This window comes from Actinomycetospora sp. (assembly GCF_036497585.1).
Taxonomy (GTDB): domain Bacteria; phylum Actinomycetota; class Actinomycetes; order Mycobacteriales; family Pseudonocardiaceae; genus Actinomycetospora.
The window spans coordinates 1-26550 of record NZ_DASXJD010000050.1 but is presented as its reverse complement, the minus strand read 5'-3'; the positions used below and the strand labels follow the sequence as shown (position 1 = coordinate 26550).

Sequence of the window (26550 nt, the reverse complement as noted above, 5' to 3'; positions counted from 1 at the left end):
CGCCGCGAGCACTTCGATTCCCATCACGATCTTGCCCACCGAAGTGGCGACACCCCATCACCGGAGGGATTGGTCGGCATGAGCGGTCCTCACCCGTGGGGTCTTGGGAATCGTCGCGGGGATCGAGCTCGGGTGCGGCGGTGATGCGGCGCGGTCAGGCGGGTTCTCTGCCCAGCAAGGTGGCGCGGCGGTAGTACTCGTAGAGCCCGTCGAAGAGCGGGCCGGTGTGACGTAGGAGCGTCTCGTCGTCGCAGACCATCCCGAGCGCGCGCACGATCACGTCCACGCCGGGCGCCTCGGGAGCATCGAAACGTTCATCGTCGAGGTCTGCTTCGTGGACGAGCTCGGCGATGCGCCACAGCACCGGGTCGGTGATGTCGTAGCGGCGCAGGATGGTCTCGAAGCTGCAGCCGCCGTCGTGATGGGAGAGCTCGACGCCGCGCATGTCGAACGCGGTGGCGTCGGCGGGCACCTCGGCGGGATCGGTGACGAACACGAATCGGGCCTCGGCATCGACGACGCGGCGGATCAGGCAGGCGCAGGCCACCGAGTCGATGTGCATGTGCGCTCGTGTCGCCCACTTCATCGGCTTGCCTCCTCGGGCTCGTCGGCGGCGAGCTCGTCGACGGCGCTTCGGGCGTCGGCGCGCTCTGGCGGGGGGAAGTAGTCGCGGCGGCTGATCTTGCGCAGCTCGCCGCGCAGTCGCCGCGCGGTGCGCTGCCGGCCGCTCTCGTCGTCATGACTCGCTGAACCGGCCTGGTCGGCCACCGCGCGGTACTCAGCCGCCCTGGCCTGGCGCATGGTCGCCGCCAGGTCGCGCTCGGCGTCGTGACCACCTGGGGTGGCGTCCCAGACAAGGGCGCTGCCGCCGCCGTCGATGACCTCGTCGGCAAGCCATTCCAGGTGCTCCCGAGTTCGAGCGTCCGCGGGCAGTGCCACCACCCCATCGGCGAGCTGGGCCACCCCGAGGCGCTTGAGCTTGCGCCACAACGCCACCCGCGCGGTCGAGGGCTCGCGGGGCATCCGATAGGTCAGCGGCACCCACATTCCCGCCGCGTCACCCCTCGCCCCGGCCACCGGCGCTCGTCCGCAGGAGGGAGCCGGATGGTCACGCGGCGCGCTCGTATACGCCCCTCGGCCGTCTTGACCGTCCCGCGATGCTGAGAGGGCCTCGCCGTCGACGGCGGGTCCCCTCGACGGGTCGGAGGTGGCGACCGTGACGGTGGCTCGATCGGGCGGAGGCGGTGTTCAGCGATCCCCCCAGGGCGGCCTGGCCGAGGTCCTCGACCTCGTCCTCGACAAGGGGCTGGTCATCGACGCGTTCGTCAAGGTCTCCGTGGTCGGGATCGAGATCCTCACCATCGATGCCCGGATCGTGGTGGCCAGCGTGGATACCTACCTGCGGTTCGCCGAGGCCACCAACCGACTCGACCTGCACGCCAAGGGCGGGAAGGGACTCCCGGACCTCCTGGGCAGCGGCGGGCGCGCGGCCGCAGAGGGCGCGACCTACCGGGCCGCGAAGACCAAGACCAGCGGCGTCCTCGAGGCCGGCAAGGAGAAGTGGGACGAGATCCGCGGGCGGGATCAGCAGCCCCGCTCGACGAGGCGCCGCCGCTGAGCGGGATGTCCTCCGAGCCGCACACGCAGCCGGCCGCCACGGCCTCGGGGGAGCCGGGCCCTTCCTCGCGGCACGACGGCGCGCCACGCTGAAGCGCTCACGATCGATGCCGCCGACAGCACCGCACCGGGAGGACGCCGTTCACCTCACCCGCGTGAGCAGGAGAGTGCACGTGGACGGGCCGTTCGGACCATCCACACCAGACGGTCCGGGGGCTGTCCGCCCCGCCGCCGGGACGATCGACCTCGCCCCGGGCCGGCCTCGCTGCGGGGTCGTCCTGCGCAACGACGGCGACCAGGCGGTCTGGGTCACCTCGCACGTCCCGCTCGACCGGTTGAACCGCCCTCTGCGGGTCGCGGTCGACGACGGGCCCGATCCCGCGCACCTGCGCCTCGACATCGCTGCCGGCACGGCCCTCCGGGTGGAGGGCGGGCGACGCGGGCGGTGACCGCGGTCCGGCTCGGCGGTGCACCCCGGTGACCGCCCTGGACCGCGCCGAGTACGCCCGGCTCTACGGGCCGACCACCGGTGACCGGGTCCGTCTCTCCCCCGAGCATCTCCTCGCCAGGCTCGGTGTCGTCGGCGAGGACACGAACACCTCAGAATCACATGTGTGATCTTCGCCACCCTCGGGCACTCGAAACCACGTGGATAGGAGCAGGGCTTTCGTCGCGTCGCTGTCGGGGACATCGCTGGAGTACTACGACTTCGCCGTCTACGGCACGGCGTCGGCGCTGGTGTTCCCGCAGCTCTTCTTCCCCGGCAACGACCCGGTGACCGGACTGTTGCTCGCGTTCACGACCTTCGCGGTCGGGTACGTCTCCCGGCCGGTCGGCGGATTCGTGTTCGGGCGGCTCGGGGACACGGTCGGGCGCAAGCGTGTCCTCGTGATCACGCTGCTGCTCATCGGTCTTGCCACGCTGCTGATCGGACTGCTGCCGAGCTACGCCACGATCGGGGTCAGCGCGCCGATCGTGCTCGTGCTGCTGCGCTTCGCCCAAGGCGTCGGCGTGGGGGGCGAGTGGGGGAGCGCAGTGCTGCTCTCCGGGGAGTTCGGTGACCCCCGCCGGCGCGGCTTCTGGTCCTCGGCGGCCCAGATCGGCCCGCCCGCGGGCAACCTGCTCGCCAACGGCGTCTTCGCTGTCCTGGCCGCCGCGCTCACCTCGGACCAGCTGCTCGCGTGGGGCTGGCGGGTGGCGTTCCTGCTCTCGGCGGTGCTCGTGGCGTTCGGTCTGTGGATCCGGCTGCGGCTCGAGGACACCCCGGTATTCCGCGCGCTGCAGGCCTCCGGCTCGACGCCGGCGCACCCGATCGGGGAGGTCGTGCGGACCCAGCCCCGCGCGCTCGTCGCCGTGATCCTCTCGCGCCTGGGGCCCGACGTGGCCTACTCGCTGCTCACCGTCTACGTCCTGACCTATGCGACCCGGGCCGCCGGGTTCTCACGCGCCGAGGTGCTCTCCGCGGTGCTGATCGGCTCGGCGCTCCAGCTCGGGCTCGTCCCCGCGTTCGGGGCGCTGTCGGACAGGTGGAACCGGCGCGCGCTCTCCGTCGTCGCCGTGCTGGGCGCGGGGGTGTGGGTGTTCGTGCTGTTCCCGACGATCTCCTCGAGGTCGTTCGCACTGCTGGTGCTCGGCGTCGTGGTCGGCCTCGTCCTGCACGCGGCCGCCTACGGCCCGCAGGCCGCGTTCATCACCGAGCAGTTCTCCCCGCGGCTGCGCGCCACCGGTTCGTCGCTGGGCTACACGGTCGCCGGTGTCGTCGGCGGCGCGCTCGCTCCGCTGCTGTTGACGCAGTTCCAGGCCAGTTTCGGCTGGACCGCGGCAGCGTCCTACGTCGCCGTCGCGTGCGTCTTGTCGGCCGTCGGCCTGGCCATCGGGCGCGACCACGATCCACGAGAGGACGAGGAGCTGGCCGCGGCGATGACGGCGGAACCATCTGTCTCGCCGGCCCCCGCCGCCGGCGCCGGTGAGCCGTCACCCTGACCATGACGTCAGGCGCCGGGCCGTTCGTGAGAACCAGGGACCCGTCCGGTCCGAGGTCCTCTGCACCGGCCGCCGTGTTCGTCGCCGGTCTGCACCGCCGGGGCCCCGGACAGAGCGTGTGCCGAGGGTGATGATCTTGCCTGTCCGTGAGAGGCGAGAGGGGCGCGCCGAAGTCTCCTGAGGGCCTCTGACAGCCCTTGTTCGTCCCACGAGCCGTCCCATTCCAGCGATCCACACGGACCGCCCGCACGTGAACGAGATCCACCCGTCCGACCGTTCGGGTAGACCCGCGGCCCGCGCTGTCGTGAAGCCGACTCATCAGGACCCGCGCGATCAGGGCCCGTGGGCGGAGCAGAGCGGGCAGGAGGGATTTCATTCCTCCACCTGAGCAGGGGCCTCCGGAGGGCGATCCGGAACCCACCGAGTGAGGTCACGCCACCCGAGGTGCCGGGTGGACACCATGGGCGCGAGCTGCGTGGGCGCGGGACGACCCAGACACACGATCATCTCGGGGCTCCAGCCTTCGGGGAGCGAGAGGACGACGCTGACCGCGGCTCGACTGAACGAGCTGACCGGGCCCGCTCCGATGTCCAGGGCGTGGGCGGCGAGCAGCATCGTCGCCATGGCCGTGCCGACGTCGACGGAGGGACCGCGGGCGTCGGAGGGGAAGCCGTACCTCTGCGCGAGCGCCCGGTCCACGCAGATCGTGATCGCCGCGGTGGGGTGCTGGATCATCCCGGGCGAGACCATCCGTAGTACCCGGAGCACACCGGGATGGGTGGTGGCCACGAATCGCTGGAGGTGGCGATTCCCCGCGGTCGGCGCCCACCGCGCCGCCTCGAGAATGCGCTCCACCCGCTCCCGCGGGATCGGCTCGTCGGACATCGCCCGCACGACCCGCCGGCGGCGGATGGCGTCCAGGACGGGGTCGGTCACGACACGCCCGGCCCGTACCGCCCGACCAGATGGGCGGCGAGCTCGCGGCACACCCCGTCGAGCTCCTCGACGTAGGAGCTGCGCTCGTCGCGAGGCACGGCCAGCAGCGGCATGCGCGCCAACTGTCCCTCCAGGACCTCGGCCGTCTCGGGAGAGGCACGCGAGGTCATGACCTCGGCGAGCCGGTGCGCCGCGGTCAGCAACCGCATCGGGCCGTACTCGGCGGCCTCGTCGACCTGGGTCCGTGCTGCGGTGGTCAGGTAGGCGAGCAACTCCAACGCGTCGTCCTCGTCAAGCACCCAGGGAGAAGCCACGGTGTCCATCCTTGCGGTCGTTTGTGGAACGGGTCCATCAACCCGCGACCACGGCCGCGCGGATGTTCATCACCCGAACCGTCCGAGCCGTCGGCACCTCCGCCCGAGGCAGCAGGTCAGCGCTGCTGCCCGAGGACCAGGCGGACTTCGATGCCGACTACGAGCAGGCGCTGACCCGGGCGGGCACCAGCCGCGATCTGAATGAGCTCTTCACCGTCGAAGCACCCTGAGGTTGGCCCCCAGAGCCGGACACCGACGGTGTGGGGTCAGTGATCTTGGTTGGGGGCGGTGTGGTGGGCTTCGGTCACCGACGCTCTCGGCATGGCGATCACCCGGCGCCGCCCGGAGAATGGGGCGACGATCATGCACTCGGACCACGGTTCGCAAGGCGGAATCAACCGGTCGTCGCAACACCGTTCAGTGGCGTGAATATATCACTTCGTGGAGGGCTTCGGTTGGGGTTCTCCAATCGAGTGTCTGGCGTGGTCGCGTGTTGAGGGTATGAGCGACCGCGGCGACTTCGTCGGCTCGGTACCGGGACACGTCAGTGCCCTTGGGGAAGTACTGCCGCAGCAGGCCGTTGGTGTTCTCGTTCGTTCCACGCTGCCAGGGGCTGTGCGGGTCACAGAAGTAGACGGCCAGGCCGGTGACACGGGTGATGTCGACGTGCTCGGCCATTTCGGTGCCCCGGTCCCATGTCAGGGTCCGCCGCAGCTTCTCGGGTAAGAACCGGCTGGCTTCGATGATGGCGTTCTTGACCGCTTCTGCGCCGTGACCGGCCAGCGGAGCACCATTCCTTATGCGGGGCTGGGTGCCATAGCCTTCCATGCGGGGCAGCGGGAGAAGGATCGTGAATCGGGTCACGCGTTCGACCAAAGTTCCGATCGCGGAACGGTTCAGCCCGATGACCAGGTCCCCTTCCCAGTGCCCGGGCTGGGTGCGCTCGTTGACCTCGACCGGGCGGCGTTCGAGGGTGACCTCGGGGGTGATGAACCCGCGGTGGTTGCGGCGTTCGCGGCGGGTGCGCGCTCGCGGCACCCGCAGCGCGCGCCCGGTCCGCAGGCAGGTGTGCGCCTCGGGCGCCAGCCCGCCGCGGTGCTTGATGTAGATTCCCTGGTAGACGGCCTCGTGGGAGATCCGCATCGTCGGGTCGTCCGGGTGATCGATCCGCAGCCGCGCCGAGATCTGCTGCGGGCTCCAGGCCTGGCCCCACCGGCGGTCGGCGCGCCGGGAGGGGTTGCGCCCGGTGACTGGCACGGGAGGACCTTCGACGGTCGCGCCGCGCTCGGTGGTGACTTTCCCCGACAATCGTTCCTGCACGTAGCGGCGCAACCGCGTATTCCGGGCCAGCTTCGGAGTTTTCGGGCGGGCCGCGCGGCGGTCGCGGTGCCATTGCGCCACCGTCGCCCGATAGGTCAACGTTCCACCGCGAGTGGACGCGTTGCGGCGCACCTCGCGGGAAATCGTCGAGGCCGAGCGACCCAGCCGCCGCGCGATTTCGCGGCGACTGACTTTCTGGGCGCGCCACAGCGCGATCTGCTCGCGCTCGGCGAACGACAAATACCGGCCCGAGTCCGTAGCGTAGATCGATCGAGGAGTCACTCCGCCACGTTCGCGGAACCAGCGGGTCCCCAGGACCGGCGACACGCCGGCTTCGACGGCGGCGTCGGTACTTTTCGCGCCGCGGGCGATCGCCAACCAGAACACCCGATGGTGCTCGCCGCGGGCGCGCGGTGGGCGCCCGGGGGACTGCATCGCGGGCCGGCCCGTCGCCACCGCGCCCCAACCTGGTTCTCGTCCCATTCCACACCTCTCTGCCGAGGGGTTGCGACGACCGGTTGAGGCTTGTCAATTCACGTCCTGGGCGTTCGGGCAGCGACTGCTCGCCGCCGGGACTCAGTGCGCATGTTGTCATCGATCGACCATCCCACGATCCGGCGTGAATAGGCGTCGAGGACTGCCGCGCAGTAGAGTTTTCCCTCGTCGGTGGGATGTTCGGTTATGTCGGTGACCCACAGCCGGTCGGGCTCATCGACAGTGAACTGGCGGGCGACCAGGTCGGGGTAGGGGTCGGCGGACCGGTCGCGGACGGTGCGGCCGCGGCGTCGACGCCGGTAGAGGCCGTGGATGCCGGCCTCGCGCATCAACCGGGCCACCCGCTTGTGGTTGACCGCCAGCCCGAACTCGAGGGTCAGCTCGGCGTGCACTCGCGGCCACCCGTAGGTGCCGCGGGACTCCTCGTGAATCTTCTCGATGTGCTTGAGCAGCAACTCGTTCTCCTGGACCCGGGCAGACTTCACCCCGGCGATAAATTCGTAGTAACCCTGGCGGCGGACGCCAAGAACCCGGCAGGTAACCGCGACGTCGAAACCGTCGTCGGCGAGTTCACGGACCAGCGGGAAGACTACTTTGGGAGGACGTTCTCCCGCGCGAAATAGGCGGCGGCCCGCTTGAGGATCTCGTTCTCGACCTCGAGACGCTTCGACTTCTTTCGCAGCTCAGCGAGCTCGGCGCGCCCGTTGCTGTTCAATCGCGGTGTCTTTGCCTTCGTCGGCGTCGGCTGGGGCCATCCAGTTCCGCAAGCACGACTCGGAGATGTTCAGGTCCTTCGCGATCACAGCGACCGCCTGCTCGCCAGCACGAGCGAGGTCCACGGCACGGCGCCGGAACTCCGGCGGGTGAGGTGCGGGCACGAACGACATCATCCCTGGCGACCGGGTCCACCTCAGATGACGTGTCCGGCCTCAGGGGCCAACCTCACCCCGCGAAGAGGGGTAGTTCCGCGGGGTGAGGGGCTGGGTCTGGCTGGGGTCAGGTGGCGGTGGTGGGGTTCGACGGTGACTGAGCTTGACCGCGTCACGGGAGTGGCAGAGAGCCCTTGCGGCGCCCTGACGATCCGGCGAGGAAAGTGGTCGCCGCGACGGCACGTCGTCGTTCGAGGGTCACGGCGGCAGCACGCCCAAGAGGACGGTCGGGCCCCGGCAACGTGAGTTCCGTGCCACCGCGTAATCGCGCTAGACCATCTGAGCTAACGGGCTCGCCTGGCCTCCAGGTCACCTGTCACCATGTGTGATCACGAGCTAGTGGTCGACTCGAGCCGTAGTGGTGTCTCCCCGAAACGGAAGGAGTTGGTGATGCCGTTCTACCTCACCCAGGTTGGCTACACGCCCGAGAGCTGGGCGGCACAGATAAAGAGCCAGCAGGACGTGCGCGAGCGGGTCGGTCCGGCCGCGGAAGCTCTCGGTGGCCGACTCAACAGTGTCTTCTACGCGTTCGGCGAGCACGATCTCATCGCGATTGTCGAGTTCCCCAACGACGCCGCGGTGGCCGCTTGGTCGATCGCTACCTCAGCGGGGGGAGCGTTGCGGTCCCTGAAGACCACCCCGTTGATCAGCGTCGAGGATGGTCTGGGCGCGCTGCGCGATGCCTCCAAGGTGACAGAGGCCTACCGAGCCCCCCGCTGACTCGCCATGCACGCTGGATACCTCAGGACATCGGAGGCACGCCTTCAGATCGGGGCGCGTCGGGGAGCGTCCGGTCGTTGACGTGGCGGGCAGCCCGCGGCGTGAGGTGGGCCGGCATGCGCATGCTCGACCGGGACGGCATCGTCAACGGGCACCGTCGGGCGCTCGCCGGCCCCCTCAAAGCCAGCACGGTCACTCCGGAGGACCTGGTGATCATCGCCTTGCGCGACGACCTGGTCATCGCACACGTCACCAGCGTGCGCACACCCCGTCCCGACGCCCCGCCCGACAGTTTGCCGCCTGGCCGCACGGTCCTGGTCTTCACCATCGTGCGCGCCAACAACGCATGGCTCGCCGTCGCTGCCACCAACACACCGATCGCCGTCCTCCCGAACACGGCAGCGGCCCGCCCATAGCGGAGCCCCGGTCCGAATGCCTGACCCCGAGGTGGACCGAGGCGGCTCCGATCCTTCGGAAGGGATCTTCGAAATGCCGGATACGATCGACACGACTTTGGTCACGGCCTGGCTGGTGAAGAACAAGGCCGAGCAGTACAAGCAGAAGTTCTTCGACGACGGCTACACCGAGCTCGACGACCTCAGTGATGAGGTGTTCACGAGGTACGCCAAGGCCAAGACCGTGCCTGGTGGCGTGGCCGCGCGCCTGGCACGGGCGCTGAAGGACCAGCGGGCGGCGGCGCTCAAGGCGCCGGCTCTGCCGCCGAAGACTCCGGTGGACCTGTCCCGCCCGGAGGCGGAGTTGCCCGACGGCACGACTTTCACCTTCCCCGACAGCGTCGACACCTCGGCCGAGAAGACCGCGATCATCGACCCCACCAGTCTCACGGCCGATGACTGGCTGGTCGTCGCACGTCGCAACGACCTGCTCGTCGGGTGGGACATGTCCGATCACGAGCCGGCCCAGGCGAACTCGCCCGTGCTGCTGTGGATGATCTCTCCGGAGAATCCGCCGTTCGTGAAATCCCAGGTGGGGCGGGCCGAGATCAGCACTAGCGTCGTATTCGATGCGTCGAGCGCGACGTATGTCAAGACCGGGTTCAACACCCAGACCGCCACCGCGAGCTACCTGTTCGCCTCGGCGTCGTTCGCCCGGGAGGAGTCCTGGCGCAAGACCAGCGTCCACAAGACCGAGACGCTCTACATGACCGGTAGCTGGTGGTTCCCGCGGGCCACCTTGCGGCTGGACCGGTGCACCATCGTGAACCCTGTGTTCGTCGACGCCGTCACCGCGGCGTTGAAGGCCGATGATCCTCGCACCGCGCTCGGACGGGTTTTCGTCGAGTTCGGCCACGCGATCCCGCGAAGGGTCACCATCGGCGGCGAGCTGTACTTCCAACGGACGCGTGCGTCGTCGGTGGACGAGACCACCTCGCAGGCCGAGCAGTCGATCAGGGCCACGATCGGGGTGAAGTTCGGGAGGGCCAGCGCCGAGGTCGGTGGCTCGTTCGGTTCGGGAAGCTCGGAGACCAACACGACGCAGAAGCTGGCCGACGACACTGCCCTCGAGGTGCGCGGTGGCGACGCCTCGCTCATCGAGCACCGGGAGGCGTGGGAACAATCGGTCAAGGACTTCAAGAACTGGGCCGTGATCCGCGACGAGGGCAACGGACGAGCGCTCCAGACCGTGGACCTCCTTCCTCCCGAGCTCGCCCGTCAAGTCCGCGCCATCGCCTTCGACCTGATCGGCGAGCCGATTGACTGGGACCACGATCGAGTCCACAGGGTGACCCAGGACGGCTTCCTGCTGGGCACCCTGGCCGCCGATGTGGCGGTCGATCAGCGCGGGACCGTGCTACAGACGAAGGCCGACGGTCCCCGCGGGGCGCTGCTCGCCTACGTCGACGACACCGCCGACCCTCGCGCGCCCGGCGGCGCCGCCTCCGCACACCAGTGGAGCGGTAACAACAAGGGCGGCAAGTACGCCAGCCTGCTGCTGCCGCTGCGCCGGTCGGAACGCGCGAACGTCCACCTCGACGAGGAAGGCATCGCCCCACACCCCGACTCACCACGACCCAGGTCTGACCTGGCCTTCATTCCTCTCGGACCGCTCGAGGGCGAAACGTATCTCGGGCCACGACGCGCCGCATTCGTCGCCGGCGGGACCAACACGAAGTCGGTCGAAACAATCGAGTCCGATGGGTTCCTGGTCTGCACGATGGAGACCGCTATGGCAGCCCGCGCCTACCTCACCCTGACCGGGCCGTCCACGAGTCCTCTCGCGGCTCTGGCGGTGCACTACTACCCGCCGAACGACAACTACTATTACACCGGTAGTTTCTGTGTGCCCGTGCGTGCGGGCGAGGAGCTCACCCGCACGCTCCAGATCACCGCTGGGGCCTCGTCCGACTTCGCCACGACCTCCGAGTTCGTGCCACTGAGCGGTGGTTTGCGTCTCGGTCCGGCCGAAGCGCGCCGCGTCGATCAGGGAACCGTCTACACGGCCGACGACGACGGCTTCCTGGTCGGTGTGCTCGCCGCGCCCCAAGGCGGATGGGCAACGCTCGAACTCGCCATCGAGCCATCGTCACCTGCCGGTTCCCCGACGTCTCTGGTGGGCCGGACCGCTGTGCACCAGCATCGCTCAGACAACGAGGACAACTGGCTGGCCTACAGCACCGTCACGGTCCCGGTGAGCGCCGGCAGTACCTACCAGCCCGCCTACAACGTCAGCGGCACAGTGAACACCACCCTCCGCTGGATCCCGCTTCAGAGAAGCTAGTTTGTCGGGGTTCGTGCCGGCGATGTGCTCCGTGGACAATTAGCGGGCCCAGCGGGCACCCGCTGCGCAAGGGGCCTCTTCGGCCGCGATGCCCGCTGGGCTGCTCCCCGAGGACCGGGCCGGCTTTGCCGCGGACTACGAGCGTGGTCGTACGCGGCGGGTAGGAGCGGGGACCTGACCGACCTGTTCACCGTCCTCGAACCTCATGGGTAAGCGTGCCCCGAAAGTAAAGGGAGTCACTTCGAAGATCGCTCGGTAGAGCTGTGACCAGCGGAAAAGAGTGCGCCGTCAGGGACTCGAACCCCGAACCCAGTGATTAAGAGTCACTTGCTCTGCCCATTGAGCTAACGGCGCGTGACCAGAATGTTAGCAACCTCGATCTTCTGGTCCGGCAGCGGGGGTACCTCTCGTGCCCCTGCCGTCCGGGTGAGTGACGGGACTTGAACCCGCGACACCTGGGATCACAACCCAGTGCTCTGCCAGCTGAGCTACACCCACCATCGCCGCCCGGTCTCCCCGGCGGCCCGCCAAGAATACAAGCCCGGGGCGGGTCGTCCGCCATGGGGTTGTCCCGCGGCTCAGCCCGAACCCGGGGCTGGGGTCTGTCCACCCGCGGATCCGGTCCGCCCCGCCTCGAGCGCCTCCGCCGCCCCCGCGCCCGCCGCGTCGGCGGCCAGCACGTTGGACGCCGCGGCCCGGGCCTCGTCGGTCGACGGACCGGGCAGCGGGACGAACGCTGTCCGCCGGTAGTACTCCAGCTCGCGGATCGACTCCCGCGCGTCGGCCAGGGCTCGGTGGGCCAGGCCCTTCTCCGGCTGCGCGTAGTAGATGCGCGGGTACCAGCGCCGGCACAGCTCCTTGATCGAGCTGACGTCGATCATGCGGTAATGCAGGTGGGCGTCGAGCTCGGGCATGTCCCGCGCGATGACGCCCCGGTCGGTGGCGATCGAGTTGCCGCACAGCGGAGCGGTGCGCGCGTCGGGGACGTGCTCGCGGACGTAGTCCAGGACGAGCTTCTCGGCCTCGGCCAGCGTCACCGTCGAGGCGCGCACCTCCTCGGTCAGGCCCGACTTCGCGTGCATGTCGACGACGACCTCGGGCATGTTCGCCAGGGCCTCGTCGGTGGCGTGGATGACGACGTCGACGCCCTCGCCGAGGGGCACGAGGTCAGCGTCCGTCACGAGCGCCGCGATCTCGATGAGCGCGTCGTTCGCCAGGTCGAGCCCCGTCATCTCGCAGTCGATCCACACCAGACGTCCGTTCACGACCCCGACCCTAACGAGATCGGCCCAACCCGGCGCGGCCCGGCTCAGGCGTGCGAGAACGCCGCCAGCTGCGCCGACCGGACGTCGTCGGTCTGCGCCTGGACGAGGTGGAACATCGCCTCGCGGCACCACCGCTGCTCCGGGCTCGACGCGTACATCGCCGACCCGCCCCGAGCCGCCACGAGCCCGGCCGCCGCCCGCACCGTGAGCTCCGCGATCCGGCCCCGCAGCGAGAGCCGCTCCTCGATGTACCGGGCGCGGTCCGCCGAGAACCGCAGCTCGTACGCCCGCTCCCGCAGCGGCCACGCCGTCGCCGCCAGCGCCTGGGCCTCCTCGAGGGCGGCCGGGCGGTCGCGCTCGTGCCCCGTCCGCACCGTCTCGTCGATCACGCGGCGCAGCAGGCCGAGGGTCGCGGGCTTGGTGTCGACGACGGTGTCGGCGTCGCGGCGCCGCCACTCCTCGCTGTCGACGACGGCGGCCACCTCGTCCCGCCCGACCGGCATGTCGGAGAAGTCCAGGCCGACCGTGCGGGTGCCGCCCATGACCGCCAGCGAGTACGGCTCGGAGGCCCGTAGCCCGCGCCGTTCGTGGGCCGGCAGCAGCGCGAAGACCACGTCGTCGGTGTCGGTGACCGCCGCGATGAGCACGAGGTCCACCAGGCCCCACCCGGTGCACCACTCGGAGCGGCCGGTGAAGCGCCAGCCCCCGTGACCGTCGGGCACCGCCCGCACCGCGGGCGGACCGGGACGGCGGAGGTGGGCGACGGCGATCCCACCCAGCTCGTCGCCCCGGGCGAGCGCCCTGCGGTACTCGTCGGCCGCCGGGTACGACGAGCCGGCGGTGAGCGCCTGGGGCATGCGGTGCTGCGTGAGGACGAACCACGTGGGGCCGTCGGCGCCCGCGAGGACCTCTTCGACCTCGCACAGCGCGCGCTCGCCGTGCCCGAGGCCGCCGTCGTCGACCGGCGCCGCGATGCTGTACAGCCCCTGGGCCGCCAGGCAGCGCAAAATGCTGCGCTGCACCCCGATCGCGGGGTGGTCGCTGTCCGCCGCGTTGGCCAGCAGCATGTCGGTGACCTCGCGGGCGAGGGCGACGGGGTCCGCCTCCGTCGTCAGGCCGGGGTGAGTGCCCATGGTTTCAGGGTTCTCCGGGGGGAGCGGAAGAAAGGGACGGTCGGACGCCCCTACGAGGACGACGACCCGAGCTCGGACTTCACCACCTTGCCGGTCTGGTTGCGGGGCAGCGAGTCCAGGAACTCGACGTCGCGCGGCGAGGCGAAGCGCGCGAGGTGGTTCTTGACGTGGTCGCGGACCGCGTCGGCGTCGAGCGAGGCGCCGTCCTCGAGGACGAGGTAGGCCGCCAGGCGCTGGCCGTACTCCTCGTCGTCGACCCCGACGACGGCGGCCTCCTTGACCCCGTCCATGTCGGTCAGCAGGCCCTCGACCTCGCCGGCGTGGATGTTCTCCCCGCCGGAGACGATCATGTCGTCGGCCCGGCCGGAGATGAACAGCAAGCCGTTCTCGTCGTAGTGCCCGAGGTCGCCGGTGCCGAGCATCCCGTCGACGACCTCGGTCTCGCCGCGGCCGCCGGTGTAGCCGGTGAAGAGCATGTCGTTCCCGACGAAGATGCGGCCGGTCTCGCCGGTCGGGACTTCCCGGTCGTCGTCACCGAGGATCTTGACGGTGGTGCCGACCGGCGGACGCCCCGCCGTCCCGGGCTCCTGACGGAGCTCCTCGGGCTTCGCAATCGAGGCCCAGGAGACCTCGGTCGAGCCGTAGAGCATGTAGAGCTTGTCGCCGAAGGTCTCGAGGAACTCGCTGACCTTGTGCGGGGGCATCGCCGAGCCGGTGGCGGTGACGGTCTTGAGCGCCGAGGTGTCGTAGCGGGCGATGACGTCGTCGCCGAGCTCGAGGATGCGCTGCAGCATCACCGGCACCGCGAACATCGACGTGCAGCGGTGGGTCGCGAGCTGGGCCAGCGCGTCCTCGGGGTCGAACTTCCGGCGCAGCACCAGCGTCGAGCCCATGAGCGAGCCGATCTGGAACGCCGCGAAGCCCCAGGTGTGGAACAGCGGCGCCGAGACCAGCGCGGGCTCGCGCGCGGTCAGCGGGATGCGGGAGAGGATCGCGTTGACCGGCCCGATCCCGGCGGGTGAGGGGCGCTCGGCGCCCTTCGGCGTCCCCGTGGTGCCGGAGGTGAGGACGATGGTCTTCCCCGTCGGGGGCCTCGTCGGGAGGGGCTGGGAGCCGTCCACGGAGATGAGGCCCTCGAGCGTGTCGTCGCCCCAGCAGCCGGCGCCGGCGTCGACCCAGCCCGCGATCTGCCTGACCGAGTCGTCGACCTCGGAGAGCCGGTCGGCGAGATCGGAGTCCACGACGATCGTCGTGATCTCCTGCTCCTGCGCGACGGCGGCCATCTGCTGCGGCGAGAGCCCGGTGTTGAGCAGGACGACGTCGGCGCCGATCTTCGAGGCTGCGACGATGGTCTCGATGGGGCCGCGGTGGTTGCGGCACAGCACCGCGACGCGGCTGTTCGGGCCGACGCCGCGGTCGGCGAGGGCCCGCGCGAGGCGGTCGGTGCGGGTGTGCAGCTCGTCGAAGGTCAGCGTGCCGCGGTCGTCGATGATCGCGAGCCGGTCGGGGTGGCGCCACGCGCCGACGACGAACGCCGTCGTCGGGGTGAACCCGTAGCGGTACAGCGCGACCGGGAACCGCACCACGCGGTCGGGTCGGATCGGGGCGACGACGCCGGACTCGATGAGCAGGCGCACCCCCGTCGCGAGCTCGGTCGGGGTTCCGAACGGCGTCCTCACCAGTGCACTCCCGGAAGCAGTCGGGCAAAGGCCTGCGCGCCCCGGGACAGTGGGCCGGCCTCGAGGGCGCGGTCCTCTCCGGGGGTCTTCACATCAGTACCCTCACGAGCCGCCGAGGATTCGGGAAAGACCCGGTAGGCGACGTGCATGACGACGTCGACCAGCCGCGGCGCGAGGGTGGCCGAGACCGCGCCGAACGTGCCCAGCGCCGTCCCGATGTGCTTGGGGCGGTCCACCAGCGCCCGGATGACCATGTCCGCGGCCTCGTCGGGGCTCGACGTCGGGAACGCGTCGTAGATCCGCGTGGGGGCGATCATCGGCGTCCGGACCAGGGGCATGTGGATCGTCGTGAAGGTGACGCCGTCGCCGATCACCTCGGTGGCGACGATCCGGGCCCACGCGTCGAGGGCGGCCTTCGAGGCCACGTAGGCCGCGAAGCGCGGGGGACCGGTCTGCACGCCGATCGAGGAGATGTCGACGACGTGGCCGAAGCGCCGCTCGATCATGTGCGGCAGCAGGGCCAGCGTCAGGCGCAGCGCCCCGAAGTAGTTGATCGCCATGGTGCGCTCGAAGTCGTGGAATCGGTCCAGCTCGAGCTTCACCGAGCGGCGGATCGAGCGGCCGGCGTTGTTGACCAGCATGTCGATGCCGGTGTCGGGGCCGGCGTGATCGGCGAGCAGGGCCTTGACCAGCGCGTCGACCGACTCGCCGTCGGTGATGTCGCACGAGTAGACGTGCGCCTGCCCGCCCTCGCGCTCGACCTCGGCCTTCACCGCCTCGAGCTCCTCGGTGCGCCGCGCGACCAGCAGCGGCACCCCGCCGTTGCGGGCCACCTTGATCGCGGTCTCGCGGCCGATGCCGCTCGAAGCGCCGGTGATCACGACGCGGCGGCCGAGCAGCGGCGGGCCCGGGCGACGACGGCGGGCGCGGTTGGGGTCGAGGTGCTCGCGCCAGTACTGCACGAGGACCGGCGCGTAATCGCCGAACTCCGGCGGGGTCAGGCCGTCGAGGGCCTCGACCGTGGCCTCGGCGGTGTAGACGCAGGGGAACGTCAGGTGGGGCAGGACCTCGGGCGGGATGTCGAACTCCGCGAGCGCGATGTCGCGGGCCGAGCCACCCGCGTCCGTGTGGCCGAGCCGCTCGGCGGCGCGGGTGAGGGCCTTGCCGACCGGGGTCGGCAGCACCGACAGCAGCTTCGGGGCGCCGAGCGCGCCAGCCAGCGCGTTGTAGATCTCGGAGAGCGGCTGCGGGCGCGGGTTGACCAGGTGGAACGCGCGCCCGTCGAGGTCGGGGGTGTGGACCAGTCGGACCATCGCGTCGGCCACGTAGTCGACCGGGACGATGTTGGTCGCGCCGAGCTCCGGGGCCGGGACCCGCAGGCTGTAACCGAAAGGCAGGCTCGGCAGCCGGCCCAGGGCGCTGATCGCGCCCATGAGGTAGTACGGGCCGTCGATCTTGTCCATCTCGCCGGTCTGCGAGTCCCCGACCACGATCGCGGGTCGGTAGACCCGCCACGCCGTCGTCGACTCCTCGCGGACGATCTTCTCCGCGGCGAACTTGGTCTCGTGGTACGGGTTGCCGAACTCCTGGCCGAGGTCGAAGTCGTCCTCGGTGAACACCCCGGCGTGCTCGCCGGCGACGGCGACGCTCGAGACGTGGTGCAGGCAGCGGGCGCCGATCTCGGCCGTGACGGCGACGACGTGGCGGGTGCCGTCGACGTTGGCCGAGCGGTTCGCGGCGTCGTCGGCGGTGACGTCGTAGATCGCGCCGAGGTGCAGGACCTCGTCGACCTGGCCCGCGAGGTCGACGACCGTCTCGTCGGAGAGGCCGAGGCGCTCGGCGGTCAGATCACCGGTGACGGTGACGAGCTTGTCCGCGCCCTCGAAGTCCCGGGTGCGGCGACGCAGCTTGTCCACCGACCCGTGGCGGACCAGCGCGTAGACCGCGTCGCAGTCGTCGCGCGCGAGCAGACGGGCGAGGACGGCGCGCCCGAGGAACCCGGTACCGCCGGTAACGAGGTAGCGCATGGCGGTGGATCGTGGCACGACACACGCGGCCGCGCCACGTCGACCTCACGGGTCGTCGCGGCTCATGGACTCGACGTGGTCCTCGGCGTCGGTGCCCGGCGCGACGGCCCCGACGTCGCCGGTCGTCTTCTGCCCGTCGGGCTGCTCCGGGTCGAGGCCCTCGAGCAGTTCCTCGGTGCGCTCGTGCTCGCCGACGTAGCGCTGCTCGAGGTTCTCCGCGCGGGTGGCGGCGTCCTGGTCCGACCGGTTCCCGTCCGCCTGCTCGCTCATGACGGTCCATCCTGCCGGGGTGTGGCGCCGGTCGCACGGTGTGGGTAGACACCAGCCGTGCCCCCGCTCGACCTCGACAACCTGCCCCCGGACCAGGTCCGCGCCCTGCGCCGGGCCCCCGACGCCGGGTTCCGGGCGCCCATGCTCGCCACGCTCACCAAGCCGACCGACCCGCCGCCGGGGCCGGCGGGCTGGAGCTTCGAGCGCAAGTACGACGGCGTCCGCGTCATCGCGACCCGGGAGCGCGGCGAGCGGCCCCGGTTGTGGAGCCGCAACCAGAAGCCGGCGGACGCGAGCTACCCCGAGGTCGTCGAGGCCCTCGACGAGGCCGGGCCGGACCGGTTCGTGCTCGACGGCGAGATCGTGGCCGCCGACGGGCGCTTCGGGTCGTTGCAGGCGCGGATGCACCTCTCGGACCCGACGCGGGCGCGGGCGACCGGGGTGGCGATCGAGTGCCACCTGTTCGACCTGCTCGTGCTCGACGACCTCGACGTCACCCGGCTGCCGCTGGTGACGCGGCGGGGGCTGCTCGAGACGGTGGTCCGGGCCAGCCCGGAAGGAAGCACGCAGGGCCCGTTGCGGCACTCGCCGACCCTCGACGGCGACCCCCTGGCGCTGCGCGACGAGGCCTGCGCCGACGGCTGGGAGGGGCTGATCGCGAAACGGCTCGACGCGCCGTACGCCGCGGGCCGCAGCCGCGACTGGCTCAAGCTCAAGTGCGTCAAGGACCAGGAGTTCGTCATCGGCGGGTGGACCGACCCGTCGGGGTCGCGGCACGTGCTGGGGGCGCTGCTGGTCGGCTACTACGACGACGGTGGGTTGAAGTACGCGGGCAAGGTCGGGACCGGGTTCGACGACGCGGCGCTCCAGCTGCTGCGCTCCCGGCTCGACCCCCTCGCCGTCGGCACCTCGCCGTTCTCCGACGCGCCCCGCGAGCGCGGGCAGCACTTCGTCCGCCCCGAGGTCGTGTGCCAGGTGGGGTTCAGCGAGTGGACCTCCGACGGCCGGCTGCGCCACCCCCGCTACCAGGGGCTGCGCGAGGACAAGGACGCGGCCGAGGTGGTGCGTGAGGTGCCTGACGGCTCGTGAGCACTTTCCGGGGTCATAACCCCGGAAAGTGCTCACAGGCGCGGAGCGCACCTATGGGTGCCGCGCGTACGCGTCGATCACGCAGTAGACGAAGTAGGCCGCGAACCCGACCGCGGCCACGCAGAACATCGTGGCGCCGAGGGTGTGGGCGGCGATGGTCCGCAGCGCGACGTCGACGCCGCCGATCCGGTTCGGCATGTCCTCCCACGCCGCCATCGTCGTGAGCACCCCGACGGCGCCGAAGGTGACGGCCCGCGTCAGGTTCCCCAGCGACCCGGTGACCAGGGCGACCGCGCGCCGGTACCCGGGCAGCTTCTCGGGGACCAGGTCGCCCATGAAGGTCGCGCGCACCCCGGTGTAGGTCATCGCGAGGAACATGCCGATCGCGAACAGCCCTACCGCGGCCACCAGCCAGCGCCCGGCCGGGTGAGCGAACACCTCGTCCACCGTCGACCGGAACCCGTTGCGGCGGCCCTGCAGCCGCGTCGCGAACTCCGCGGCGAGGTAGGCCACCGAGAGGACCCCGATGGCCTTCGCCAGCGCGCCGAGCCGCTTGCGCCACCGCTCCTCGGGCTTGGCCCAGTTGAACCCCACCGCGGCGGCGCGGAGCTGCCAGGCGGCGAACGCGGTCAGCGCGAGCGCCGCGGCGGCGAGCAGCCACCGGCCGAGGAAGCCCCCGCCGGCCGCCACCAGCTCGATGGCGCCGCGCGGGTCGGCGTGGTCCTCGCGCTGGCCCAGGGTGGAGATGCGGACGGCGAGCACCCCGATCCCGAGGTGGACCAGCCCGTACGCGACGAGCCCGACCCGGCCGAAGGCCTCGACCCACGGCGGGGCGTCCCGGTCGCTCGGCCGCGCACGGCGGCGACGAAACGGGTGGGTCCTGGCGGGAGCGTCGACGACGGCGAAGCCCCCGGAGCCCGGCTCCTCGTCCTCCGCGGTCCCCGCCGGCCCACCGGGCGCGGACGACGCGGGCGCGGAGCTCATGGTCACAGTGGTACCCCGCGCCGATCGATCTGTCGCTATGGGCTCGCTGTGAGCTGTGAGGCATCACTCACCCGAGGCGGTCGGGTGAGGAGCCGACGAGCACGCGGGCGCAGCCGAGCACGTCGTCGACGGTGACGGCGAGCAGGGCCGGGTCGGGCTCGTCGGCGAAGCGCTCGCCGCGGCGGACCGAGGCGTCGGTGAGGACGACGTGGCGCGGGTCGGCCGGCGGGCCCCACTGCGTGGGTCCGACGGGGCCGAACAGGGTCACCGAGGGGATACCGAACGCCGTCGCCACGTGGGCGATCCCGGTGTCGCCGGCGATCACCAGCCGGGCTCCGGCCACGAGCACGAGGAGGTCGAGGAGGGAGGTGCGGCCCGCGAGGTCGAGACCGCCGGACGCGGCCGCGACCGCCGCGGTGAGGGCGGACTCGTCGCGGCCGCCCGTGACGACGACCCGGTGCCCGTCGCCGGCGAGCGCTTCGGCCACGGCTGCGAACCGGTCGACGGGCCATCGTTTCGACCCGAAGGCCGCTCCGGGGTGGATCACGACCGCCGACGAGGTGGCCCGCCTGCCACCGGATGCCGGCAACGACGCTCCGCCGACATCGGGAGTGGGCAGGCGCAGGTCGTCGGCGGCCACCGCGGCCTCGTCGTCGCCGACCAGCCCGCAGGTCGCGAGCAGGTCGCACCAGCGGCGGCGTTCCGGGCGCTCGGGGTCGTCGACCCAGGCCGGACCGTCCCACCCCGGCGCCGCGTGCCCGATCCGCCGGACGGGGCGGCTGCGGGCGAGCGCGTCGAGACGGGCGTGGCTCTGCGGCCCGCGGCCGTGCAGGTTGACGACGACGTCGGGCGCCGGTGCGGCGGCGTCGTCGGCGACGGCGTCGACGGGGAAGCCGGCGACGTCGCCGACCCACGCCGGCCCGAGCAGCACGATCCGGTGCTCGGGCAGCGCGCGGCGCATTAGCCGCAGCGCGGGCACGGCGACCAGGAGGTCGCCGAGCCCGAGGTCGCGCAGGACGAGCGCGGTTGGTGCTCCGCACGTGTGCGTGCGTTTCCGTGCTCTGGGCACATCCAATTCAGCACGCCGATAGGACACGCACGAGGCCGGAGGCCTAACGGACGTTCTCCCCGAGGCCGTCCCGCAGCTGGGCGAGGGTCTTCGCGAGCAGGCGCGAGACGTGCATCTGCGAGATCCCGACCTCGGCCGCGATCTGCGACTGGGTCATGTTCTTGAAGAACCGCAGCATGATGATCGTGCGCTCGCGCGGCGCCAGCTGGGAGAGCAGCGGCGCCAGCGACTGCTGGTACTCGACCTTGTCCAGCGCCGCGTCGGCCTCGCCGAGCAGGTCGGAGACGGTGCCCGAGTCCGGGTCGTCGACGAGCATCTCGTCCAGCGAGCCCGACCGGTAGGCGTTCGAGGCCTCCAGCGCCTCGAGGACGTCCTCCTTGGGCAGGTTGAGGTGCGTCGCGAGCTCGGCCGCGGTCGGCGCCCGGCCGAGGGTCTGCGACATCTGCGACATCGCCGAGGACAACGTGACGTTGAGGTCCTTGAGCCGGCGCGGGACCCGCATCGACCAGGCCTGGTCGCGGAAGTGCCGGCGGACCTCACCGGTGATCGTCGGGACCGCGTAGGACAGGAAGTCGGTACCGCGCGCCGGGTCGTAGCGGTCGACGGCGTTGATGAGCCCAAGGGTGGCGACCTGCTCGAGGTCCTCCTCCGGCTCGCCGCGACGGGAGAAGCGGCGCGCGATGTGCTGAGCGACGGGGAGGTGGCCCCGCACCAGCTCGTCGCGCAGCCGCGCCCGGCGCGGGTCGCCCTGGGGCAGGCCCGCGTGCTCGGCGAGCAGGGGCATCAGGTGGTCGTACTCACCGCGGCTGCCGCGCCGTTCCTGGCCGTTCGCCGAAAGGCCGTTCGCAGACTGGCCGTTCGCCGACTGGCCGTTCGTCTGGCCGTTCGAGCCCTGGCCGTTCGACGGCCGGCCGTTCGAGCCGGCCGCGTCCTCGGTGCTGGTGGTCTCCGTCGTCGGTTCGACGTCGTGGGCCGTCACGAAAGGGGGGTCCCGAGACGCTGCACGGACAGGCGCAGGGCGAGCCGGAACGGGTCGCCCGAGGCACCGGGGGCGGCCGAGAGCATGCGCATGTCGTCGGCCAGCGTCGTGAGGACGCGCCAACCGAAGGAGTCGGTGTCGAGCCGCTCCGCTCCGGTCGTCTGGACGGATGCGGTCACCGTGATGTGGTCCTCTCCGACGATGAAGCTGCAGGTCAGGCGCGTGTCGGGGCGAGCGAGCGCGACGAGGCTCGAGCAGGCCTCGTCGACGGCCATCCGCAGGTCCGCCACCGCGTCCAGGGTGAACTCGGCACGGGCGGCGAGATCGGCCGCGACGGTGCGCATCGTGATGACGGCGCGCGGCACGGCCGGCACACGTACCTCGACGTCCTCCGGTGGCAGGGAGCGGTCACGGGGGTCGGGGCCGTTCGTGACAGGGGGGTCAGGCCGCGCCACGGGCACCTCCTCGTCGGATTCAGCGCCGCACGGGCGTCCGCTGCCGGACCCGTCGAGCGCGTCGATCTCCGCGGCAGGGGGCTCCCCGGCCGTGCTCGGTCGCGGATCGTGTACCCGGGGCCCCAGGCCACAAACCGGTTCCGCACCCGGCCGGGGCCCGGCGCGATCCCGTGCCCGCCGTGCGGGGAGGACCCGGGCCGTGGTGTCCTCCCCGCCGTGCCCCGCGGTGAGGTCCCCCCGACACGAGGGGGAGGTGTCCGGGAAACGCCGGCGGCGGTTCTGTTCGACCGCGACGGCACCCTCATGCACGACGTCCCCTACAACGGCGATCCGGCGATGGTCGCCCCCGTCGACGCGGCCCGGCCGGCCCTGGCGCGGCTGCGGCGCGCGGGCATCCCGGTCGGGGTGGTCAGCAACCAGTCCGGCGTCGCCCGTGGCCTGCTCACCGCCGCCGACGTCGCAGCGGTGAACAGCCGCCTGGATGAGCTCGTCGGGCCGATCGGGGTCTGGGCGTGGTGCCCGCACGGGGAGGCCGACGGCTGCGCGTGCCGCAAGCCGGCGCCCGGGCTGGTCCTCGACGCGGCGCGGCGGCTGGGCGTCGACCCGGGTGACTGCGCGGTCGTCGGGGACATCGCCGCCGACCTCGGGGCCGCCCGGGCCGCCGGGGCGCGGGGCGTGCTCGTCCCCACACCCGCGACCCGTCCGGAGGAGGTGGCGGCCGCCGAGCTCGTCGCCGGTGACCTCCTCGAGGCCCTCGACCTGCTGGGCGTCTCGTGAGGATCTTCGCCGTCCGCCTCGACTCCGACGGTGACGTGCTGCTCACCGGGCCCGCGATCCGTGCCCTCGCCGCGGGCGGCCACGAGGTGATCGCCGTCGTGGGACCGCGTGGCCGGCAGGCGGCGGCGCTGCTGCCCGGCGTCGCGCGGGTGGTGGTGTGGCACTGCGGGTGGGTCGACGGGGACGCCCCGCCGGTGACGGCGGAGACCGTCGGCGCCACGGTGGCCGAGCTCGCGGCCCTGGCCGCCGACGAGGCGGTCGTGTTCACCTCGTTCCACCAGTCCCCGCTCCCGACCGCGCTCGTCCTGCGCCTGGCCGGGGTGCGACGGACCGCCGGGGCCTCGGTGGATTTCCCCGGCGGCCTGCTCGACGTCCGGGCCCGCCCGGGCGACCCGGCGCAGGACCCGACCGTCGACCTGCCCGACGACCTCCCCGAGCCCGAGCGCGCCCTGGCGATCGCGGCCCGCGCCGGACACCAGCCGGGTCCCGACGACGACGGGTGCCTGCGGGTCACGACGCCGCCGGGGTCCGCGGACACCGCCCGGGAGCTGCTGGCGGCGCACGGGGTGAGCGACGGGCAGCGCTACGTGGTGCTGCACCCCGGGGCGTCGGTCCCGGCGCGGGCGTGGCCGCCGTGGCGGTGCGCGGCGGGCGTCGCCGCCCTGCGGGCCACCGGGCAGCGCGTCATCGTCACCGGCGCGCCCGGGGAGACCGGGCTCACTGCCGCGGTCGCCGGGGAGGACGGGATCGACCTCGGCGGCGCCACGTCGTTCGCCGTGCTCGCCGAGGTGCTGCGTGGCGCCGACGCTGTGGTGGTGGGCAACACCGGCCCGGCGCATCTCGCGGCGGCGGTGGGCACGCCGGTGGTCTCGCTCTTCGCCCCCGTGGTGCCGCCCGTGCGCTGGGCGCCCTACGGCGTGCCCCACGTCCTGCTCGGCGACCAGCAGGCGGCGTGCCGCGGGACCCGGGCCCGGGAGTGCCCGGTCCCCGGACACCCCTGCCTCGCGGGTGTCCCGCCGGAGGCCGTGGTGGAGGCCGTGGCGAGGCTCACCGATCACGGAGAGTAGTAGTTCCCCGGCCAGTGTTTATCAGGTCGTTCTCGCAGGGATTTCTCGGCGGTGACCTCCAGCCCCGCCGCACAGCCGTCGTTGACGGTGCTGCACTGGCACGTGCACGGGTCCTGGTCGACGGCGTTCGTCCAGGGCGCGCACCGGTACCTGCTGCCCACCCTGCCCGAGGGCGGGCCGTGGGGCGGCGGGCGTCCGGCCGCGTGGACCTGGCCCGATGTCGCCGTGGAGCGGTCACCGCAGCAGCTCGCCGAGGCCGCCGACGAGATCGACGTCGTCGTGCTGCAGCGCCCGGAGGAGATCGATCTGGTCGAGCGCTGGACCGGCCGGCGCCCCGGGATCGATCTCCCGGCGGTCTTCGTCGAGCACAACACGCCCCGGGGCGACGCTCCGGCCACGCGGCACCCGCTCGCCGAGCGTGACGACATCCCCGTCGTCCACGTCACCCATTTCAACGCACTCATGTGGGACTGCGGGCGGGCCCCGGTACGGGTCGTCGAGCACGGCGTCCTCGACCCGGGGCACCGCTACACCGGCGAGCTCGACCGGGCCGCCGTCGTGGTCAACGAACCCGTGCGGCGCCACCGCGTCACCGGGACCGACCTGCTGCCCGGGTTCGCCGACACCGTCGGGCTCGACGTGTTCGGCATCGGCTCGGAGCGTTTGCCCGAGGCCGTCGACCATCCCGGTGTCCGCGTCGTCGGCGACCTGCCGCAGGCGCGGATGCACGCCGAACTGGCCCGCCGGCGCCTCTACCTGCACCCGATCCGTTGGACCTCGCTCGGGCTCGCCCTGATCGAGGCGATGATGCTCGGCATGCCCGTGGTGGGTCTCGCAACGGCCGAGGCGGCCGTGTCCGTGCCGGACGACGCCGGCGTCGTCGCCACCGACCCCGCTCTGCTCCACGACGCCATCGCGACCTACCGCGCCGACCACGACCTCGCCCGCGCTCACGGCGCCCGTGGTCGGGAGATCGCGCTCGAGCGCTGGTCGGTCACCCGTTTCCTGCAGGACTGGGACGAGGTCCTGGCCGACGTGGCCGGATCGACCCCGTCACGCACGCCCGTCGGGTCCACAGCCGCGGCCCCGGGCGTCGCCGTCCCCTCCTAGACGACCCGGTCGGACCGACGAGGGCCCGACCCCGACCCGTCCCACCGGACGACGTTCGTTCCTCGCGACCGGAGCTCGAGCCCGCGGCCCCGGGTCCACCGCCACCCATCGTGCGACGCGCGCACCCGCCGACCCGTCGCGGGTCGGGGAGGTCTGCGCGCACCCGCACGTCCGCAGGAGGACTGTGCATGCGGATCGCCATGATCTCCGAGCACGCGAGTCCGCTCGCGTGCACGGCCGACCCCGCCGAGACGGCAGCCACCACCGGGACGGCCACCCGCCGCGCCGTCGTCGGGCACCCCGGCACGGCCGGGATCGGTGCCGTCGACGCCGGCGGGCAGAACGTGCACGTGCACGCGCTCGCGACGGCGCTCGGGCGCGCCGGCCACGAGGTCGTGGTGCACACCCGCCGGACCGATCCGGTCACCCCGCAGCGGGTCCCGCTGGCTCCCGGGGTGGTGGTCGACCACGTGCCGGCCGGCCCCGCGGTCGAGCTGGGCAAGGACGACCTGCTCGAGCACATGGGCGAGTTCGCGGCGGTCCTGCGGCGGCGGTGGCGCGACCAGCGCCCGGACGTGGCGCACGCGCACTTCTGGATGTCCGGGCTCGCGGCCCTCGAGGCGGGGCGGGCGACCGGGGTGCCGGTCACCCAGACCTTCCACGCGCTCGGGTCGGTCAAGCGCCGCCACCAGGGCGCGCAGGACACCAGCCCGCCCGAACGTGTCGCGCGCGAGAGCGACCTCGCCGCCTCCGTCGACCGGGTGATCGCGACCTGCCGCGACGAGGTCGCCGAGCTCGTGGCGCTCGGCGTGTCCGCCGATGGGGTCGATGTGGTGCCGTGCGGCGTCGACGTCGACCACTTCGCGCCGGGCCCGCAGCCCGCGGGGCCGTTGCCGCGCATCCTCACCGTCTCGCGGCTGGTGCCCCGCAAGGGCGTCGACACCGTCATCCGCGCCCTCGGGCGGCTCACCGCCGCCGGGCCTCCACCCGAGCTGATCGTCGCCGGCGGCCCCACCGCGGCCACGCTCGACGAGGACGCCGAGGTCGCCCGGCTGCGCGCGATCGCGGCCGCCGAGGGCGTGGCCGACCGGGTCCGGTTCGTCGGCCGGGTGACCCCCGCCGGGATGCCCGACCTGCTGCGCTCCGCCGACGTCGTGGCCTGCCTGCCCGCGTACGAACCGTTCGGGCTCGTCCCGCTCGAGGCGATGGCCTGCGGGCGCCCGGTCGTGGCCGCGAGGGTCGGTGGGCTCGCCGACACCGTCGTCGACGGGCACACCGGCCTGCACGTCCCGCCCGGCGACCCCGACGCCGCCGCCCGCGCCCTCGGGGCGCTGCTCGCCGACCCGGCCCGCGCCGCGCGCCTCGGCCGCGCCGGCCGTGCCCGGGCCGAGGCCCACTACGGCTGGGACCGGGTCGCCGCGGCCACCGCGGCGGTCTACCGCGATGTGCTGGCCGTCCCGGCGCGGGCCGCGGCGGCCGTGACCGCCGACCCGGCGGCCGGCCTCACGGGGGTGCGCTCATGAGCCCGACGTCCCAGGCCGACCGCATGGGGCGCCGGCCCGCCGTCACCGCGGCCCCGGCCACCACCGCCCC

The 26550-nt window shown here is 72.3% G+C and carries 27 protein-coding genes, 2 tRNA genes and 2 pseudogenes; 13 read left to right on the top strand and 18 right to left on the bottom strand.

Annotation, left to right across the window (positions count from 1 at the left end):
* Window positions 1-154: 154 nt before the first annotated feature.
* Window positions 155-586 (bottom strand): chromate resistance protein ChrB domain-containing protein, encoded by a 432-nt coding sequence (locus VGH76_RS05195; RefSeq protein WP_331555549.1) that lies wholly within the window; start codon window positions 584-586, stop codon window positions 155-157.
* On the bottom strand, window positions 583-1047 hold the full coding sequence (locus tag VGH76_RS05190) for a Chromate resistance protein ChrB (protein WP_414637673.1): 465 nt from the start codon (window positions 1045-1047) through the stop codon (window positions 583-585). The genes VGH76_RS05195 and VGH76_RS05190 overlap by 4 nt, the downstream gene beginning before the upstream one ends.
* 169 nt (window positions 1048-1216) lie before the next feature.
* Between VGH76_RS05190 and gvpJ the strand changes: the two genes are divergently transcribed.
* The 4 genes from gvpJ (at window position 1217) to VGH76_RS05170 (ending at window position 3600) form a co-directional block, all read left to right on the top strand.
* The gene (gvpJ, locus tag VGH76_RS05185; protein ID WP_331555547.1) at window positions 1217-1618 is read left to right on the top strand and encodes a gas vesicle protein GvpJ; all 402 of its coding nucleotides are present in this window, start codon (window positions 1217-1219) and stop codon (window positions 1616-1618) included.
* 172 nt (window positions 1619-1790) lie between these two features.
* Window positions 1791-2066 carry an urease subunit beta gene (locus tag VGH76_RS05180; RefSeq protein ID WP_331555546.1) on the top strand — a complete coding sequence of 92 codons (276 nt, stop codon included), beginning with the start codon at window positions 1791-1793 and terminating at the stop codon, window positions 2064-2066.
* A gap of 28 nt (window positions 2067-2094) precedes the next feature.
* Window positions 2095-2235: a hypothetical protein gene (locus tag VGH76_RS05175; protein ID WP_331555545.1), complete on the top strand. Its 141-nt coding sequence runs from the start codon at window positions 2095-2097 to the stop codon at window positions 2233-2235.
* Between the two features lie 30 nt (window positions 2236-2265).
* Entirely contained in the window at window positions 2266-3600 is a 1335-nt protein-coding gene (locus tag VGH76_RS05170) for an MFS transporter (RefSeq protein ID WP_331555544.1), read from the top strand.
* Window positions 3601-3972: 372 nt separating this feature from the next.
* On the opposite strand, the gene VGH76_RS05165 is transcribed toward VGH76_RS05170, so the two are convergent.
* Entirely contained in the window at window positions 3973-4536 is a 564-nt protein-coding gene (locus tag VGH76_RS05165) for a nitroreductase family protein (RefSeq protein ID WP_331555543.1), read from the bottom strand.
* A complete protein-coding gene (locus tag VGH76_RS05160) occupies window positions 4533-4850 on the bottom strand; it encodes a DUF6092 family protein (RefSeq protein WP_331555542.1) in 318 nt (105 codons plus the stop codon). The genes VGH76_RS05165 and VGH76_RS05160 overlap by 4 nt, the downstream gene beginning before the upstream one ends.
* Window positions 4851-4912: 62 nt before the next feature.
* Here VGH76_RS05160 and VGH76_RS05155 point away from each other — a divergent pair, with 62 nt between their 5' ends.
* A complete protein-coding gene (locus tag VGH76_RS05155) occupies window positions 4913-5080 on the top strand; it encodes a DUF6247 family protein (protein WP_331555541.1) in 168 nt (55 codons plus the stop codon).
* 164 nt (window positions 5081-5244) lie between these two features.
* Here VGH76_RS05155 and VGH76_RS05150 read toward each other — a convergent pair.
* The 3 genes and pseudogenes from VGH76_RS05150 to VGH76_RS27915 form a co-directional block, all read right to left on the bottom strand.
* Window positions 5245-6653, bottom strand: a pseudogene (locus VGH76_RS05150) (IS30 family transposase).
* A 50-nt stretch (window positions 6654-6703) separates the two neighbouring features.
* Window positions 6704-7279: pseudogene (locus VGH76_RS05145) on the bottom strand (IS3 family transposase); the annotation flags it as partial.
* Between the two features lie 69 nt (window positions 7280-7348).
* Window positions 7349-7552: a transposase gene (locus VGH76_RS27915; protein ID WP_414637672.1), complete on the bottom strand. Its 204-nt coding sequence runs from the start codon at window positions 7550-7552 to the stop codon at window positions 7349-7351.
* Between the two features lie 432 nt (window positions 7553-7984).
* On the opposite strand from VGH76_RS27915, the gene VGH76_RS05140 reads away from it, so the two are divergent.
* From VGH76_RS05140 to VGH76_RS05130, 3 genes are all read left to right on the top strand, one after another.
* Window positions 7985-8314: a GYD domain-containing protein gene (locus tag VGH76_RS05140; protein WP_331555539.1), complete on the top strand. Its 330-nt coding sequence runs from the start codon at window positions 7985-7987 to the stop codon at window positions 8312-8314.
* A gap of 116 nt (window positions 8315-8430) precedes the next feature.
* Window positions 8431-8730: a hypothetical protein gene (locus tag VGH76_RS05135; RefSeq protein ID WP_331555538.1), complete on the top strand. Its 300-nt coding sequence runs from the start codon at window positions 8431-8433 to the stop codon at window positions 8728-8730.
* Between the two features lie 16 nt (window positions 8731-8746).
* Window positions 8747-11053, top strand: a complete 2307-nt coding sequence (locus VGH76_RS05130) for a hypothetical protein (protein ID WP_331555537.1) — start codon at window positions 8747-8749, stop codon at window positions 11051-11053.
* Window positions 11054-11334: 281 nt separating this feature from the next.
* Here the strand turns inward: VGH76_RS05130 and VGH76_RS05125 are convergent.
* The 7 genes from VGH76_RS05125 to VGH76_RS05095 form a co-directional block, all read right to left on the bottom strand.
* Window positions 11335-11407: transfer RNA gene (locus tag VGH76_RS05125), tRNA-Lys, on the bottom strand.
* 71 nt (window positions 11408-11478) lie between these two features.
* Window positions 11479-11551 (bottom strand) — tRNA-His (locus VGH76_RS05120).
* An 80-nt stretch (window positions 11552-11631) separates the two neighbouring features.
* The gene (gene orn / locus VGH76_RS05115) at window positions 11632-12318 is read right to left on the bottom strand and encodes an oligoribonuclease (protein WP_331555536.1); all 687 of its coding nucleotides are present in this window, start codon (window positions 12316-12318) and stop codon (window positions 11632-11634) included.
* 44 nt (window positions 12319-12362) lie between these two features.
* Window positions 12363-13451, bottom strand: a complete 1089-nt coding sequence (locus VGH76_RS05110) for an acyl-CoA dehydrogenase family protein (RefSeq protein ID WP_331555535.1) — start codon at window positions 13449-13451, stop codon at window positions 12363-12365.
* Between the two features lie 50 nt (window positions 13452-13501).
* Window positions 13502-15130: an AMP-binding protein gene (locus tag VGH76_RS05105; protein WP_331555534.1), complete on the bottom strand. Its 1629-nt coding sequence runs from the start codon at window positions 15128-15130 to the stop codon at window positions 13502-13504.
* Window positions 15127-17157: an SDR family oxidoreductase gene (locus tag VGH76_RS05100; RefSeq protein WP_331555533.1), complete on the bottom strand. Its 2031-nt coding sequence runs from the start codon at window positions 17155-17157 to the stop codon at window positions 15127-15129. The genes VGH76_RS05105 and VGH76_RS05100 overlap by 4 nt, the downstream gene beginning before the upstream one ends.
* A 45-nt stretch (window positions 17158-17202) precedes the next feature.
* The gene (locus tag VGH76_RS05095; RefSeq protein ID WP_331555532.1) at window positions 17203-17427 is read right to left on the bottom strand and encodes a hypothetical protein; all 225 of its coding nucleotides are present in this window, start codon (window positions 17425-17427) and stop codon (window positions 17203-17205) included.
* A gap of 141 nt (window positions 17428-17568) precedes the next feature.
* Between VGH76_RS05095 and ligD the strand changes: the two genes are divergently transcribed.
* Window positions 17569-18516: a non-homologous end-joining DNA ligase gene (ligD, locus tag VGH76_RS05090; protein ID WP_414637671.1), complete on the top strand. Its 948-nt coding sequence runs from the start codon at window positions 17569-17571 to the stop codon at window positions 18514-18516.
* Window positions 18517-18567: 51 nt separating this feature from the next.
* On the opposite strand, the gene VGH76_RS05085 is transcribed toward ligD, so the two are convergent.
* The 4 genes from VGH76_RS05085 to VGH76_RS05070 all read right to left on the bottom strand — a co-directional run bounded on the left by VGH76_RS05085 (window position 18568) and on the right by VGH76_RS05070 (window position 21922).
* Complete coding sequence (locus VGH76_RS05085; RefSeq protein ID WP_331555530.1) at window positions 18568-19500, bottom strand: DUF1206 domain-containing protein; 933 nt, start codon at window positions 19498-19500, stop codon at window positions 18568-18570.
* Between the two features lie 67 nt (window positions 19501-19567).
* On the bottom strand, window positions 19568-20479 hold the full coding sequence (locus tag VGH76_RS05080) for a glycosyltransferase family 9 protein (RefSeq protein ID WP_331555529.1): 912 nt from the start codon (window positions 20477-20479) through the stop codon (window positions 19568-19570).
* A 133-nt stretch (window positions 20480-20612) separates the two neighbouring features.
* Complete coding sequence (locus VGH76_RS05075; RefSeq protein ID WP_331555550.1) at window positions 20613-21353, bottom strand: RNA polymerase sigma factor SigF; 741 nt, start codon at window positions 21351-21353, stop codon at window positions 20613-20615.
* Between the two features lie 191 nt (window positions 21354-21544).
* Window positions 21545-21922: an ATP-binding protein gene (locus tag VGH76_RS05070; RefSeq protein WP_331555528.1), complete on the bottom strand. Its 378-nt coding sequence runs from the start codon at window positions 21920-21922 to the stop codon at window positions 21545-21547.
* Between the two features lie 297 nt (window positions 21923-22219).
* On the opposite strand from VGH76_RS05070, the gene VGH76_RS05065 reads away from it, so the two are divergent.
* The 4 genes from VGH76_RS05065 to VGH76_RS05050 all read left to right on the top strand — a co-directional run bounded on the left by VGH76_RS05065 (window position 22220) and on the right by VGH76_RS05050 (window position 26480).
* Complete coding sequence (locus VGH76_RS05065; protein WP_331555527.1) at window positions 22220-22780, top strand: HAD-IIIA family hydrolase; 561 nt, start codon at window positions 22220-22222, stop codon at window positions 22778-22780.
* Entirely contained in the window at window positions 22777-23847 is a 1071-nt protein-coding gene (locus VGH76_RS05060) for a glycosyltransferase family 9 protein (protein ID WP_331555526.1), read from the top strand. The genes VGH76_RS05065 and VGH76_RS05060 overlap by 4 nt, the downstream gene beginning before the upstream one ends.
* Before the next feature lie 51 nt (window positions 23848-23898).
* Window positions 23899-24957, top strand: coding sequence for a glycosyltransferase (locus VGH76_RS05055; RefSeq protein ID WP_331555525.1), 1059 nt, complete (start codon window positions 23899-23901; stop codon window positions 24955-24957).
* 188 nt (window positions 24958-25145) lie between these two features.
* Window positions 25146-26480, top strand: a complete 1335-nt coding sequence (locus VGH76_RS05050) for a glycosyltransferase (protein ID WP_331555524.1) — start codon at window positions 25146-25148, stop codon at window positions 26478-26480.
* Window positions 26481-26550 lie beyond the last annotated feature (70 nt).

What these genes read in the sequence shown, in the direction of transcription:
- VGH76_RS05085 (WP_331555530.1), bottom strand. Translation starts at nt 19,500, where the DNA reads ATGAGCTCCGCGCCCGCGTCGTCCGCGCCCGGTGGGCCGGCGGGGACC.
- VGH76_RS05135 (WP_331555538.1), top strand. Translation starts at nt 8,431, where the DNA reads ATGCGCATGCTCGACCGGGACGGCATCGTCAACGGGCACCGTCGGGCG.
- VGH76_RS05140 (WP_331555539.1), top strand. Translation starts at nt 7,985, where the DNA reads ATGCCGTTCTACCTCACCCAGGTTGGCTACACGCCCGAGAGCTGGGCG.
- VGH76_RS05095 (WP_331555532.1), bottom strand. Translation starts at nt 17,427, where the DNA reads ATGAGCGAGCAGGCGGACGGGAACCGGTCGGACCAGGACGCCGCCACC.
- VGH76_RS05100 (WP_331555533.1), bottom strand. Translation starts at nt 17,157, where the DNA reads ATGCGCTACCTCGTTACCGGCGGTACCGGGTTCCTCGGGCGCGCCGTC.
- VGH76_RS05130 (WP_331555537.1), top strand. Translation starts at nt 8,747, where the DNA reads ATGCCTGACCCCGAGGTGGACCGAGGCGGCTCCGATCCTTCGGAAGGG.
- VGH76_RS05190 (WP_414637673.1), bottom strand. Translation starts at nt 1,047, where the DNA reads ATGTGGGTGCCGCTGACCTATCGGATGCCCCGCGAGCCCTCGACCGCG.
- VGH76_RS27915 (WP_414637672.1), bottom strand. Translation starts at nt 7,552, where the DNA reads ATGTCGTTCGTGCCCGCACCTCACCCGCCGGAGTTCCGGCGCCGTGCC.
- VGH76_RS05155 (WP_331555541.1), top strand. Translation starts at nt 4,913, where the DNA reads ATGTTCATCACCCGAACCGTCCGAGCCGTCGGCACCTCCGCCCGAGGC.
- ligD (WP_414637671.1), top strand. Translation starts at nt 17,569, where the DNA reads ATGCTCGCCACGCTCACCAAGCCGACCGACCCGCCGCCGGGGCCGGCG.
- VGH76_RS05075 (WP_331555550.1), bottom strand. Translation starts at nt 21,353, where the DNA reads ATGCCCCTGCTCGCCGAGCACGCGGGCCTGCCCCAGGGCGACCCGCGC.
- VGH76_RS05195 (WP_331555549.1), bottom strand. Translation starts at nt 586, where the DNA reads ATGAAGTGGGCGACACGAGCGCACATGCACATCGACTCGGTGGCCTGC.
- VGH76_RS05110 (WP_331555535.1), bottom strand. Translation starts at nt 13,451, where the DNA reads ATGGGCACTCACCCCGGCCTGACGACGGAGGCGGACCCCGTCGCCCTC.
- VGH76_RS05050 (WP_331555524.1), top strand. Translation starts at nt 25,146, where the DNA reads ATGCGGATCGCCATGATCTCCGAGCACGCGAGTCCGCTCGCGTGCACG.